The sequence below is a fragment of the Carnobacterium funditum DSM 5970 genome (assembly GCF_000744185.1).
GTDB classification, from domain to species: Bacteria; Bacillota; Bacilli; order Lactobacillales; family Carnobacteriaceae; genus Carnobacterium_A; species Carnobacterium_A funditum.
In genome coordinates this window covers 2,281,842-2,296,360 of the sequence record NZ_JQLL01000001.1, presented here as the reverse complement: position 1 = coordinate 2,296,360, position 14,519 = coordinate 2,281,842, and the positions used below count along the sequence as shown (strand labels likewise).

Below are 14,519 nucleotides of genomic sequence, written 5' to 3'. Positions count from 1 at the left end.
CTTTTTCTTTTAGTTTAACATACTCCCTAATATCCGTGAATTTTTATTCCCCTTTACATTTTTTGCTAATTTTTGATAGTTGATTTTTTTTAAAATAAGCTAACAAAAAATCCCTCTACACATATAAAGACTATGTGTAGAGGGTGGGATTCGTTAAACCATTTTCTATACAGCTGGTTTCTCAGCAAATTGACTATTATATAAATCAGCATAGAACCCCTCTTGTGCCATTAATTCATCATGTGTTCCGGTTTCCATTACATCTCCTTCGTTCATAACGATAATGTTATCCGCATCACGAATCGTTGACAGTCTATGAGCAACTACGAAACTTGTTCTACCTTGTAACAGTTTACGCATGGCTTTTTGAATCAAAACTTCTGTTCTGGTATCTACACTTGAGGTCGCTTCATCTAGAATCAAGACTTCTGGATCAACCAAAAAGGCTCTGGCTATCGTAATTAATTGACGCTGACCAAGAGAAATATTGCTGCCTTCTTCATTTAAAACAGTATCATAACCATCTGGTAAAGTATGAACAAAATCATCTACATGGGCGGCTTTAGAAGCGGCTGAGACACGTTCTTCATCTTGACCATATTTCTCACTACCGTACTTGATATTATCCAAAATAGTTCCATTAAATAACCAAGTATCTTGTAACACCATACTGAAGTGTGAACGCAATTCATCACGAGTCCTATCTCTTGTATCCACACCATCTAGTTTAATGCTTCCATCTTTAACATCGTAAAATCGTTCTAATAAATTGATTAACGTTGATTTACCCGCACCAGTTGGACCGACAATGGCAATCATCTGTCCTTCTTTGACGTTTAAGTTAAAGTCATTCATCAATAATTCTTCATCGTCGTCTCCATAGCCAAATTGAACATGGTCAAATGAAACTTTGTATGGTGAATTTGGAATCGGTGTGACATTTGATTTTTCTTCTATCATTTCTTCTTCATCCAACACTTCAAATACTCGTTCAGCTGAAGCAATGGTTGCCTGAATCGTATTAACTAAATTTGCCATTTGGCTCATGGGTTGGCTAAATTGGTTTGTATATTGTAAAAATGCTTGGACATTCCCTAAGGTCATTGTTCCATTTGCTACCTTAATTCCTCCAACAACAGCTACCGATAGGTATCCAACATTCTTAATAAAATTCATCATGGGCATGACAAAGCCAGAAAAGAATTGAGCTTTCCATGATGATTGATACAGTTCCTCATTTTGCTGTTCAAATAATTCAATTTCCGCTTCTTCACGGTTGTAAATTTTAACAATGACATGACCCGCATATGTCTCTTCAACTTGGTTGTTTAATAAACCTAGTTTTTTTTGTTGCGCGGCAAATAATTTTTGTGACCTCGGTGCGATTAAACTGATAACTAGCACACTCAATGGAACTGTCACAAAAGCAATTAGCGTCATTTGTAAGTCGATGCTTAACATCATATACAATACAGCAAAAAACAAAACAAAGCTGTTCACGAATTGAGTTAACGTTTGTTGCAGCGTATTCGCAATATTGTCCATATCGTTGACCGCACGCGACATGATATCTCCGTTGGAATGGGTATCGTAATAGCTCATTGGAACTTTATTCATTTTATCTTTTAATTCTTTTCGTAAATCATATACGGTTTTTTGAGCTACACGTGTCATTGTAAATTGCTGGAAATATTGAAAAATAGCAGATACGACATATAAGATAGCCACAGTAATCAATACATTTTCGATAATATCAAAATCAATAGGTAATTTCCCAACAACTTGGCCAGCTTCTTTCATTTTCATGCCTGACATCACACCTTTAAAAATTTCTGTAGTTGCTTCTCCTAAAATTTTTGGTGTTCTCGTTTGTAATACTGTTCCTATGATAGCCAGGATAAAGACCAAAACTATCGCAAGCATGCGACTAGACATATAACCAAGCAATCTTTTCAATGTGCCCCAGAAATTTTTAGCTTTACGTATTTCACCTTTTGGTCCTGCATTTCTCATTAACGTTCCTCCTCTCTCATTTGAGAGTTCATGATTTCTTGATAGGTTACATTCGTTTCTTTTAATTCTTCATGTGTGCCTTTTCCAACAACTCGGCCAGCTTCCATTACCAAGATTGCATCAGCGTTCATTACAGTGCTAATTCTTTGTGCAATAATAACGACAACTGAATCTTTTGCTTCTTCAATCAATGCTTTTCTTAATGTTGCATCTGTTTTAAAATCTAAAGCAGAAAAAGAATCATCAAAAATTAATATATCGCCTTTAGAAACTAATGCACGAGCGATACTTAATCGTTGTTTTTGACCACCAGAGAAATTTCCGCCGCCTTGTTCTACGTGACTATCTAACCCTTTTGGTAATTCTGAAACAAAATCTTTAGCTTGCGCTACTTCTAATGCATGCCAAATTTCTTCATCTGTTGCATTAGATTTCCCGTATTGTATATTTGAGCGAATCGTTCCAGTAAACAGAACTGCTTTTTGAGGAGCATAACCCATCATATTGCGCAATTCTTTTTGATTTATATCTCGAATATCTACGCCATTAATTTTAACACTGCCCGACTCAACGTCATAAAAGCGTGCAATTAAGTTAGCTAAAGTTGATTTACCGGAACCCGTCCCACCAATAACAGCTACCATTTCTCCTTTAGTACTCTTAAAAGCAATATTTTCAAGAGCTAACTGTTCAGCTCCAGTATAACGAAAATCAACATGTTCAAATTCTAATGTTCCTTTATCTACCCTATTTACTTTAGTCGGTTTTTCTGGATCTTTAACCACACTCTGTGTCGCTAGAACTTTATTGACACGAGCAGCAGATACTTGTGCTCTTGGGATAAAAACAAAGATCATAGCAAGCATCATAAAGCTTATCAAAATTTGGAATGCATAAGTCATAAAGGTAATCAGGTTACCTACTTCCATCAGACCATCACCAATATATTGACCACCAAACCAAATAATTGAAATATTGGTTGCGCTGATGATTAGTGTCATAACAGGCAACATAAAGCTCATTATTGTATTGGCTTTAATAGAGTTGTTTGCAAAATCTTTATTGGCTTCATCAAACTTTTTTGTTTCTGATTCATTTCGATTAAATGCTCGAATGACACGTATCCCTGTTAAACCTTCACGAAAAACTAAGTTTAAACGGTCTGTTTTCTTTTGCATTTTTTTGAAGTAAGGTACTGCAAAATACATAATTGTAATCATAAAAATAGCCAAAACTGGAAGAACATATAAGAAAATACTAGCTAACTTTGGTTCTCTAGTATAAGCCATTATTCCTGCTCCAACCAACATAATGGGTGCTTGTATCATCATTCTTAAAGCCATCATAACAACCATTTGAATTTGTACGACATCATTAGTTGTTCTTGTAATAAGCGAAGAAGTCCCAATTTCATCAATCGCATCATTTGAAAAATAAGATACTTTTTTAAAAACACTACTTCGAATATTCTTTCCTAATAATTGTGATTGCTGTGATGCTAAATATACGTTTCCTGTCGCTGCAGCTACACTCAATAAAGAAAAACCAAGCATTTTGAACCCTACTGAGATGATATAATCAATATCTCCTGTTGCTATTCCGTTATCTATAATGTCTGCAGTTAGGTTTGGTAAGTATAGATCACTGACCACTTGAATAATCATAAATATGATTGCCCCCATTACTGCTAAGCCATTCATCCGTTTAGCTAATTTAATCATACTAGTGTTTCCTCCTATTTGGATGGGTCTTTTTTGACACCATATTCAATCCATTTCAGTTTTTTATTAAATCTTGAAATAATTTCTTTTTGTGATTTTTTTTCCTTAAATCCCTCACCTACTGTACCAAATAATGTCGACATCATAAATTTAATCAAGATAGGAAAATCTTCTGGTTCTACTAAATTTAATTTTTCCATATTAATGTATTCTCTCAACCTATCTTTTGATTCTTTTTTTGATCCGCAGTGTTTAATCGTATCAGGAGCTACTTCCGTACCTGTCCGATAATCCATGTGCAAGAATAAATGCTTAAAAAAAGCACTATTTTCTTTATGCATGATCAAACCAAGAATTTTCGGGAAAAAAATTTTAAATCCTTCAAATAAATCGCCATCAGCTTTTTTAAAACTGTTTAATAGCATCACTTGAGTATCCCTTTTAAGTAAGCCTAAATAATAATAGTATAAATCTTCTTTATCTTCAAAATATTGATAAAAACTGCCCCGTGAAATTTCAGCTTTTTTTATAATATTATTAATAGATGCTTCGTTTAAAGAAACTCGAGAGAATTCTTCTGCTGCTGCTGCAATTAATCTACTTTGTTTTTCTTTTGACAAGTTAAAAAATGTTTTAGTCGGCATCTTTTTCATTCCTTCCAGCTCTAAAAGTGACAAGTTGTCATAGTGACACTTTGTCATTATAGGGGATGGAAAATATAAAATCAAGCATTTTTGCTCCTTAATTCGTATGAATTTTTTCTGCAAAAATAATATTGAAAAACACACTTATTATTAGTAAAATAAATAAATCATACATATTACAAATTAGAGCTTTTTACATAACAAAACAACCTAAAGAAAGTAGAATTTTAACTATGACTAAATTGTTAGTTGTTCTAGCACATCCCTTTACAGGAAAATTTTGACGTTCGATGGCGGTTCCTGAGATTGATTGTCATTTGCTTAGTGCTTGGAAATCTTTAGGAGAGGGTGCCCTTTTGATGAATTAGGTCAACCAATTGGTTTCGTTACTGATAAAAAAGTTCTTCCTATCCAATTGAGTGGTGGAGCATATGCAAGGAAAGGTCCTGCTAGTATCTACATCAAAACAATCTTTACCTTTATTAGAGTATCTGACTTTCATGAGCTATTTGCTGAAGAGATGGATTATGCTCCTGAATCTGCTTCTCAAATTATGGCTGATGCAATGAAAGAAGCTGTTACTTTAGAAAAATTTTTTTAATTGAAATAAGAAAAAGTGAAATAAAAAAAAGGAATTGAAGCACTCTGCCTCAACTCCTTTTTCTTATTTCATTTTTTCCTTATTTTTTACTTTCTTTTTATTTGCTACGCTTGGTTCATACGCTGGATTAAAGTTACCTTCATACAACCCTGAAACGTTTTTATACCAAGAAAAAACATACTCGATGATAACTTTTAAAACTGCATATCCAGGAATGCCTAAGATGACGCCAGGTATTCCAAATAATCTCCCAGCTGTTAATAAAACAATAATAATCGTAATAGGATGAATATCTAAATTACTCCCGAGAATTTGAGGTTGGATAACTCTTCCTTCAATCGTTTGTTCAATTCCAAAAACGATTAGAACTTTTATCAACATGGCTGGTGAAGTAACAAACGCTATAATAAGAACAGGAACCATCGCTATAAAGGATCCCAAATAAGGGATTAAATTTAAGAACCCTGCCAGAACACCTAGCGTTACCGCATATTCTAATCCAACAATTGCAAAACCAAGCCAGAACATCAACGCTACAAAGAATGCCACCACGAGTTGCCCACGTACATATTGACTAATTTTATTATTAATTTCTCCCAATAATTTATAGGTAGGCATTCTCAATTTTGTTGGTACAACTTTCATAATATGATAAGGCAAATTTTCGCCATCTTTTAAGAGATAAAACAGAATAAACGGCATCGTAACTAAAGCCACAAAAATGTTGGTGACTGCTCCAACTACATTCCCTATTCCAGAAACTGTCGTATTAAACAAATTTGATGATTGTTTTGAAACAGAAGACATAACGGTTTGAGTGATTTCATTTACTTGTTGTTGAAATTGAGAAAGAATGTCACTTCTCAACAAACTACCAGCTTGAGATACTAAGGTATCCCAATAAGTCGGCCAATTCTTTATTATACTCATCGTTTGTTCTCTAATAATCGGAATCAGTGTCGTTGCTCCCCATACAATAAGAGCCATAATAATGATAAAGATAAGAAAAATGGCTGCCATACGAGGGACTTTTTTAGTTTCCATCCACTCTATAAGAGGATTTACTAAATAATAAATTATCCCGGCCATTAAAATTGGCAAACCTACAACACTGATAAAATCTCTTAACGGATTAAAAATGTAAGAAATCTTTGAAAATGCCAATACATTTAATAATATCAACAATGATATAAGTAAAATAGATACAACTTTATTGTTTAAAATCCATTTCCAAAACCAAGTAGTTGCATGTTTTACGGTGACTGATTCCTCTTGTTTCATCCGTCTCACCCCCTTTAATGACTAAAAAATAAAATCTAGTTATTTTGCATAATGGATGATTGTTCCGATTTCTATTTTTGGCAATTTAAAAGGCTTTAAGTAAACACCACTAGCTAATCTATCTTCACTAGGTACTTCTGAAAAATCTAATGTTACGTGTCCTATGGTATTTAAATTTTCATTCGCTAAGCTGCCAACTTCTAAAATCGTATATTCTTGATCATCAAAGAAAACTGAATATCCTGGTTTCAACTCTACTCTACTTTGATCCTCTTTAAAGGATTGGATAATTGAAACGGAACGAAGATCCTCCGTTGCTTGTTCTCCGAATAATATAATGATAGGGTCTTTCTTAGAAATAGCATGTTCTCCAATAGCTTTTACTTTTCCAACTAACATTTGTTTCATTCCTTCCTCTAATCATCGTTTTATTGCCGCTCTTTTATTTTAGCATATCCATCATTATAATGGTAAAGAAAACCTTATTTTGCACTTGTTCTTTTGTGACTAAATCGATTTTAAGCTCTTCTGTTTAAAAGTCCTTATCATTTAACGAAAATCGTTTGCCTACTTATGAACAGACTGGTATGATAAAGCAAATGAAAGAGCGTAAAATACGCGATAATGGAGGTACGATTTTATGTCATCCAGCAAAGACATTCAAACTGAAGAAGAAACTAACCAACCACAAGAAAATGTAAAGCATCCATCTTTTACCATTCAAAAAATTGAAGATACCATCACAACTACATTAACTCTCTCAACACCTCAATCGGCCAAGCTAGATGAATTTTATATTTTGCATCGAGAAACAGGAGAACGTTATCCTTTTCTAGCTGAGAAAAAAAATGAATCTACATACAGTTTTACGCTAAGCATTCGTGATTTTATTCGTCAACATACTCACGAAAACCCAAAAGCTCATTTTGAATTTTATTTTAGCGTACATTACTTGCAAGATTCTGATTGGATTAAAAAAGACGAAGCACTTTCACTAGATTTATTCGATCAATTCGATTCTATTGGGTTATCGCAATTTAAAGACCAAGAAAATGATATCTATCCCTATTTTAGTCGAAAAACAAATGGATTTTGTTTTACAGTAAATATTCCAGTACGTAGTATTCGTTATATTCATTCAAGCCAAATCGAACATATTGAGCCTCAAAAAAACAATACCTTAGTGATTAATGGGAAATTAATCACCACTGCTATTGCTATTAATCGAATTGATACCATTATGGTTGGACGTAAATCAGATTATAAACTCGTCCTGCATTCAAATCATCAATTAGAAGAATTAGAACATGGGACCCATCTTTATCATTATCATTACACGATATCTGTTGATTTGAACTTACTTGCTAAAGAATTATTTATTCGTAATAATGGCGATGATGATTTCGATTTTTATTTTGAAGTCTATTTAAATGGTTTATTTGAACCTACTGTTGTGAGAGTTGCCGGTCCACATGATTTGAAATCTCGTAAATTATTTAAAGATCAAGATGTTGCTTACGGGAAATCTGTTTATCTTTTCTCACCGAATTTTACTGAACAATACAACGGTCTTTCTTTAGCAGCAACAAAGTATGATAAAGAGGTTTATGAGTATTATAAAGAAATACGACCATTCTCTCGCCTCATCAAGCCTTTTGTTTCTGAACAAGATAGTTGGATTATTGGTGAAAAACCATTAGAAGCTCGTAATAACGGTTGGCTCTTTTTTTGCTATTTGCGTAAAAACCATCCTGAAATAAATGTCTTTTATGTTTTAGATAAAGCTTCTATAGATTATGAAAAAGCTATCTCGTTTGATAGTGAGCGTATTTTATTATTCAAGTCGAAAAAATACATTCAATTTTTATTAAAGGCCAAAGTTATTTTAACAACGCAAGCTCCTTATCATATCTATCCAACTCGTAATCCTTTATGGATTGACCTCATTGGGGCAAAACGAGTTTTGTTACAAAACAATGTATTAGGTTTACAACCTTCAAAGCAGTCTTATGGTTTTTCAACCAAATTATTTAAAACAGACTTATTTTTAGTCAGTTCAAAACATGAAAAACGATACGCAATTGATACCCTTGGCTATCCAGAACAACAAGTCATTTTGTCTGGGCTAGCACGTTTCGATAGACTACTAGATACCCAAGCTCAACTTGAACCTAATAATCAGTTGTTATTTTTCCCAGCCGATCAAGAAATAGGGTTGCATTACCAGACTGAGTCCATTGATCGAACAGCTGAACGATTCATTTCTGTAATAGAACACGATGATTTCAAGACCTTTCTTACAACCTATAAGTTAACTATCACGTTTGCTCTACCACATGCTATGATTCGTTATTTCAATCAATTTGTTGAATTAGGCTGCAACGTCATCTTACAAGAGCAAGCAGATGTTCTTCAGTTACTCAAAGAAAGCAAGGTATTTATTACAGATTACGATCCGCTTGCTTTTGATTTTAGTTTTTTAACTAAACCCGTTTGTTTTTTTCAACCGGATGTCCAAGGACCAGATAATGAAGCCACACAATCGGTTAATGACCTGTATTCCAATGAATTACCTGGAGAAATCACATCTAATGAGGAGGATTTGATTTATCTATTCAATCAAATCGGTCAAAACGAGTTTAAAATGAGTCGTAAAAATCGTCAAAAAGCTGATGCTTTACTTGAATACAAAGATGTCGATTCAAGTCAGCGAATTTATGAGGCCGTTAGCGATCTATTATCAAAAAAAAAATAATATGAAGTTAAAAGTGCTGGGACATTTTGTCCCAGCACTTTTAACTTTCCAAGAATTTTTTCTTTCTACTCTGAATATTTTTTTATTTTTTTTTCTATGCTATACTAAATTTGGGTTTGAATACGAATTTGTAGGGGGAACTGTCAATGAACGAAACTATTTATTTAGGCACCTATACTAAAAAAGAAAGTAAAGGTATCTATAAAATTCAATTAGATACAGATAAGAAAAAACTAACAGAAAGTTCATTTCTTGTTAGAGCAGACAATCCAACATACTTAACTTTATCAGACGATAAAGATAGGTTGTATTCTATTTCAAAAGAAAATGGCGATGGTGCTCTTGTTGCCTTTAAAAGAAATGAATCAAATGAAATCATTCAATCTGGTATCGTTTCTGCTGAAGGAGCTCCTCCTTGTTATGTAAGCTATGATAAAGTCCGCTCTTTTGTTTATACGGCGAATTACCATAAAGGTGAAGTGTCTGTTTTTAAAACAGATAAAGAAGGGCATTTGACTCTGCTAGATACTGTTAAGCATTCAGGTTCTAGTATCCATGAAAATCAAAAAATTCCACATGCTCATTATTTTGATCTCTCACCGGATGGTCGTTATGTAATAGCCTGTGACCTTGGTACAGATGCTGTTTATACTTATTCTGTCGATAATAACGGGCAATTATCCGAAGTAAATTGCTTAGATGTTACTCCTGGTACTGGCCCTCGACATCTAGTCTTTCATCCAAACCAAAAAACAGCTTATCTGTTTGGAGAGTTAAGCAGTGAAATAATAACCTTACATTATGATCTGAACACAGGAGTGTTTACTCCTGTTCAAACAACTCCTACGATTCCAACTGAACATATTAGCTTCAATGGCGGTGCAGCTATTCGGATTTCGCAAGATGGAAAATTTGTTTATGCGTCAAACCGAGGACACGATTCAATTGCTGTTTTTAAGGTTTCATCAAAAGACCAATTATTGAAACTAGTAGAAATTGTACATTCTGAAGGAAAGATCCCTCGCGATTTTGACCTTGATCCTACTGGAAAGTTTGTCGTTGTAGCTCACCAAGATTCGGATAATTTAACCTTATTTGAACGAAATCAAGATACTGGAAAATTATCCCTACTTCAAAAAGACGTATATGCTCCTGAATGTGTTTGTGTCCATTTCAGATAATACTAAATAAGAACTCTAACTTACTTTTTTCATGTTTTAAAAATGGTTCTCATCAAAAAAAGAACTTTCCTTTAATAGGAAAGTTCTTTTTTTACAATTATTTATGCGTTAGCTGAGATAGATCCGATTTCTGCTTTTGCAGAAATCGTTCCTGTTGTGTCTAATTTAAAGTCAGCAACTTTATCCATGTTAGTGAATACAACAACAATAGCATTGTCTTTTCCTGCTGCTTCAAGAGCTGCTAAATCAACTGTTGAAACAACTGTATTTTCATTCACTTCGTCGCCTTCTTTAACAGCTGTTTCAAAAGGTCCACCATTCAACTCCACTGTATCAAGACCCATATGAAGTAAAATTTCTACTCCATTCTCAAGTAAAATACCCACCGCATGCTGTGTTGGAAAGACACTTAATACTTTTCCAGCTACTGGTGAAGTAATTTTTCCGTCAGTTGGAATAACCGCAAAGCCATCTCCCATCATTTTTTGAGAAAATACTGGATCTGAAACTTCATCAATTGAAACTAACTTCCCATTAGCTGGTGCATATAGTTTAATTGAATTATTTTCAGGTGTTTCATCTTTTTTCTTTAAAAAATCAAATAATCCCATTTCTGTCCATCTCCCTTAAATTGTTTGTTATCTTTTCATTCAGTTAGTTTAGCAAAAACTAGAACTCTACTCTATAATACCATACATCATTTTTTTTTTGAAGATAAACCGGTCTCAATTTATACAATAAACGTTATTTTAAAACAGTCGTATTTAAATCCATTTATTTTTTTATTAGTAATGAAAACGTCATTCAGCTAAATTTTTATTTGGATGTTTGCTTAAAATCAGGTATACTTATTTTTACGTGTTACTAAAATGAAATTAAAAGGGGTTTAACATGATTTTTATTGAATTATTAAAAGCAATTTTTCTTGGAGTCGTTGAAGGTATTACAGAATGGCTGCCAATCAGCAGTACCGGGCATATGATTTTAGTTGAAGAATTCATTCAATTGGACGCATCTGCCGCATTCAAAGAAATGTTTTTTGTTGTGATTCAACTTGGAGCAATACTTGCCGTTGTTCTTCTTTTTTTCCATAAACTAAACCCTTTTTCTCCTAAAAAAACAAACGCTGAGAAAAAAGAAACCATGTCTATTTGGTACAAAGTAATCGTTGGTGTCCTGCCAGCTGCAGTTTTAGGATTACTGTTTGATGATTGGTTGAATGATCATCTTTACAATTACATTACGGTGGCTATTACATTAATTGTCTATGGTATTTTATTTATCATTATTGAGAACCGCAATAAAAATCATAAAGGATCCATTCAATCTTTTAGTGATTTGACTTATAAAACAGCCTTTCTAATTGGTATGTTCCAAGTTCTTTCATTGATTCCAGGTACCTCCCGCTCAGGTGCAACAATCTTAGGTGCCATCTTACTTGGCTCTTCTCGTTATATTGCAGCAGAGTACTCATTCTTTTTATCTATTCCTGTCATGTTTGGAGCCAGCGCTTTAAAATTAGTTAAATTTGGCTTTGACTTTACTGGTATGGAGATTGCGACTTTGCTAACGGGTATGATTGTAGCTTTCATGGTCTCAGTAGTCGCTATTAAGTTCTTGTTAGGCTACATCAAAAATAATGACTTCAAAGCTTTTGGTTGGTATCGCATTATCTTAGGTATAATCGTAATCGGTTATTTTGTTTTGTTTAATTAATAAAATACTAGGTCAATAAATGGAAAAAGCATAAAATAGTCTCTGGCTGCTTTACGCTTTTTTTTGTGAAGAAATTTGGGTCTAAATACTTTATGGCAAATTCTCTTTTTGTTACTTGTTTTCTTTTTCAAGGTACTGAGTTAAATTTCGAATGGCATCTTTTGATTTCTCCAAATTTTCTATCGTTTTTTGATAATTTTTTGTAGCAAAGTCATAAAACAATAAATCAATAGCATACATTTGAACCAATAAAGAAGCCGTTGCTCCGCTTCTTAATGGTGCTTCATGTGTATTGGCTGTTTTCAGAGAAATATCTGCAAGTTGACTTAACGAATTATCTGATTCTTTCGTCAATGAAATAGTTTTTATTCCAAGATTTTTCGCTATTTTCATTAAGGCTATCACTTCCTGTTTTTCTCCACTATTAGATACTGCAAAAAACACCGCTTTTTTTTTGGCTACTGACATGGAGGTAGCTAGAAGATGCTGATCTTGTGAACAGATAACTGATTTCCCAAGTCGGCTGAATTTTTGTTGTAAATCCATTGCTACCAAATGAGAGGCTCCCAAACCATAGGTATAAATTGTCGTACTTTCATTAAAGCAATCGGATGCTTTTGATACATCTTTAGATGACAAACTTTGGTTTGTTTCTTTAAATACATGATGAGTCTGTAATAAAAATTTTTTTTTAATTTGCTCTAAATCTTCATCCTGCTGAATTTCACTGTAAAGTTTTTCTTGGATACTTTGAGAATCCGCTGATAAATTTAATTTTAATTGAGTGAATCCTGCTAAGCCAATCGAATGACAAAATCGAATAACAGCTGCCGAACTAGAACCAGCTTTTGCTGCTAAACTAGTAGCATTCATTTGAATCACCGCAGCCGGATCTTCTAGAATTTTTTTTGCTATTTTTTTTTCCGATTCGGGCAAATCATTCAGTTGTTCTTGAATTAAAAATAATAGATTGCTTTGCATAGACAAACTCCTTTCCTAAGAAGAACAAAAGTCCTCTAAATGAATAACTTCAGAGGACTTTTGTTCATTCATTCAACTTATTTATTCTACAGCATCTATTTCAATTAGGTCAATCTTATTATTTCTCAATTGATGGTAGTTCAGTTGGTTCCATAGCTTCTTTTGGTACACCGAATAAATAAGTAACAACAAATCCTCCGATGTAAGCTGCTAATAAGCCTAACACATAACCCCACCATAAATTACCAAAAATTAATGGAATCAATGCAACTCCTGAAGGTCCGATTGCAGTAGCCCCGATGCCACCAATACCACCGATAACTGCTCCCCCAATACCGCCACCAATACAAGCCGTAATAAATGGACGTCCTAGTGGCAATGTAACTGCGTAAATTAGCGGTTCTCCAATTCCTAATATTCCAACTGGTAAAGAACCTTTAATCATATTTGTTAATTGTTTGTTTTTACGACATTTTGCCCAAAGAGCTAAAGCTGCACCGACTTGTCCGCCACCTGCCATAGCTAAAATTGGTAACAGTAGTGTCATACCTTGTGAAGCAATCATTTCAATATGAATGGGTGTCAAGACTTGATGCAAGCCAAACATGACCATTGGCAAGAATGTCAAACCGAGAACAAAACCGGAAAATGCTCCTCCAACGTTCAAAACCCAAGTAATCGTTCCAACTAAACTTGCTGAAATAACACCAGCTAGAGGCATAATAAAGAAAATTGTACTTAATCCAATAACCAACAGTGATACCGTTGGGGTTATAATGACGTCTAATGAGTCAGGAATTACTTTACGCAATGCTTTCTCTACTAGAGATAATAGGTATACTGCAAAAACAACACCTATAATACCACCTTGTCCAGCTATTAAATCTCCACCGGTGAATATGTTTGGCAAAGGCATTTCAGGTGTCATTCCAGTTAAGTAAACAATTCCTGCAACAACTCCACCTAACCCTTCAGTAGCACCAAAGACTTTTGCTGCGTTTATCCCAACATAAATATTTAAGAAAGCAAATAATCCATTTTTAATGATATTTAATACAAGAACAATCGTAACCCAATAATCTGCAGAAATTTCCCCTGCGGTTAACAAGTTTTGTAAGACTGAAGAGATTCCGCCAATAATACCGGCTCCTACAAATGCAGGAATTAATGGAACGAAAATATTAGCAATTGATTTTAATGCACGTTTAAATGGCGTGTTATTTTTTTCTTTTGTTCTGCTTTTGTGATGGCTGTCTTGCGTTCAGCTTCTTCTCGTCCGTTTACTGAACCATTTGATGAGTTGCTTTGTGTTGAAGCTTGAACTGGTATTATTTCTCCTAGTCCTACACCTCCCATTTTCACCATTTCTTTGGCTACTTTGTTTACGATACCGGGACCTAAAACTACTTGAAGCGTTTCTTCTTCAACGATACCCAAAACTCCATCAATTTTCTTTAAACCTACCATATCAACTAACGTAGTATCTTTAATATCCATCCGAACTCGTGTCATACAATGAATAACTTTATTTACATTTCCCATCCCGCCTACTTGTGCGTATATTTCTCTAGCTAAGCGTTGTTCTTTGTTTTCAGCCATTTTTAAACCCTCCTAAGTTTTATCTTT

11 protein-coding genes and 1 pseudogene are annotated in these 14,519 nt (G+C 34.0%); 4 read left to right on the top strand and 8 right to left on the bottom strand.

What is annotated here, in order from left to right:
• Positions 1-165: 165 nt before the first annotated feature.
• The 3 genes from BR44_RS10695 to BR44_RS10685 are packed head-to-tail and all read right to left on the bottom strand — an operon-like array spanning position 166 to position 4,387.
• Positions 166-2,013, bottom strand: coding sequence for an ABC transporter ATP-binding protein (locus BR44_RS10695; protein WP_034552653.1), 1,848 nt, complete (start codon positions 2,011-2,013; stop codon positions 166-168).
• Complete coding sequence (locus BR44_RS10690) at positions 2,013-3,734, bottom strand: ABC transporter ATP-binding protein (protein WP_034552651.1); 1,722 nt, start codon at positions 3,732-3,734, stop codon at positions 2,013-2,015. Before BR44_RS10690 ends, BR44_RS10695 begins: the two co-directional genes overlap by 1 nt.
• Positions 3,735-3,748: 14 nt before the next feature.
• Positions 3,749-4,387 (bottom strand): TetR/AcrR family transcriptional regulator, encoded by a 639-nt coding sequence (locus BR44_RS10685; RefSeq protein WP_245592972.1) that lies wholly within the window; start codon positions 4,385-4,387, stop codon positions 3,749-3,751.
• 319 nt (positions 4,388-4,706) lie between these two features.
• On the opposite strand from BR44_RS10685, the gene BR44_RS10680 reads away from it, so the two are divergent.
• Positions 4,707-4,979, top strand: a complete 273-nt coding sequence (locus tag BR44_RS10680) for an NADPH-dependent FMN reductase family protein (RefSeq protein WP_051912697.1) — start codon at positions 4,707-4,709, stop codon at positions 4,977-4,979.
• Positions 4,980-5,042: 63 nt separating this feature from the next.
• On the opposite strand, the gene BR44_RS10675 is transcribed toward BR44_RS10680, so the two are convergent.
• Positions 5,043-6,260, bottom strand: a complete 1,218-nt coding sequence (locus BR44_RS10675) for an AI-2E family transporter (RefSeq protein ID WP_034552649.1) — start codon at positions 6,258-6,260, stop codon at positions 5,043-5,045.
• 39 nt (positions 6,261-6,299) lie between these two features.
• Positions 6,300-6,668 carry a PTS glucitol/sorbitol transporter subunit IIA gene (locus BR44_RS10670; protein ID WP_342668077.1) on the bottom strand — a complete coding sequence of 123 codons (369 nt, stop codon included), beginning with the start codon at positions 6,666-6,668 and terminating at the stop codon, positions 6,300-6,302.
• Between the two features lie 232 nt (positions 6,669-6,900).
• Between BR44_RS10670 and BR44_RS10665 the strand changes: the two genes are divergently transcribed.
• Positions 6,901-9,015: a CDP-glycerol--glycerophosphate glycerophosphotransferase gene (locus BR44_RS10665; protein ID WP_034552645.1), complete on the top strand. Its 2,115-nt coding sequence runs from the start codon at positions 6,901-6,903 to the stop codon at positions 9,013-9,015.
• Between the two features lie 146 nt (positions 9,016-9,161).
• On the top strand, positions 9,162-10,196 hold the full coding sequence (locus BR44_RS10660; protein ID WP_034552643.1) for a lactonase family protein: 1,035 nt from the start codon (positions 9,162-9,164) through the stop codon (positions 10,194-10,196).
• A 101-nt stretch (positions 10,197-10,297) separates the two neighbouring features.
• Here the strand turns inward: BR44_RS10660 and BR44_RS10655 are convergent, their stop codons facing one another.
• Positions 10,298-10,807 carry a PTS sugar transporter subunit IIA gene (locus BR44_RS10655; protein ID WP_034552641.1) on the bottom strand — a complete coding sequence of 170 codons (510 nt, stop codon included), beginning with the start codon at positions 10,805-10,807 and terminating at the stop codon, positions 10,298-10,300.
• Positions 10,808-11,087: 280 nt separating this feature from the next.
• On the opposite strand from BR44_RS10655, the gene BR44_RS10650 reads away from it, so the two are divergent.
• On the top strand, positions 11,088-11,912 hold the full coding sequence (locus BR44_RS10650) for an undecaprenyl-diphosphate phosphatase (RefSeq protein ID WP_034552639.1): 825 nt from the start codon (positions 11,088-11,090) through the stop codon (positions 11,910-11,912).
• 111 nt (positions 11,913-12,023) lie between these two features.
• Here the strand turns inward: BR44_RS10650 and BR44_RS10645 are convergent, their stop codons facing one another.
• Both BR44_RS10645 and BR44_RS10640 read right to left on the bottom strand, forming a co-directional pair.
• Positions 12,024-12,893, bottom strand: a complete 870-nt coding sequence (locus BR44_RS10645; RefSeq protein WP_034552636.1) for a MurR/RpiR family transcriptional regulator — start codon at positions 12,891-12,893, stop codon at positions 12,024-12,026.
• A gap of 118 nt (positions 12,894-13,011) precedes the next feature.
• Positions 13,012-14,492: pseudogene (locus tag BR44_RS10640) on the bottom strand (PTS transporter subunit EIIC).
• Positions 14,493-14,519: the final 27 nt, after the last annotated feature.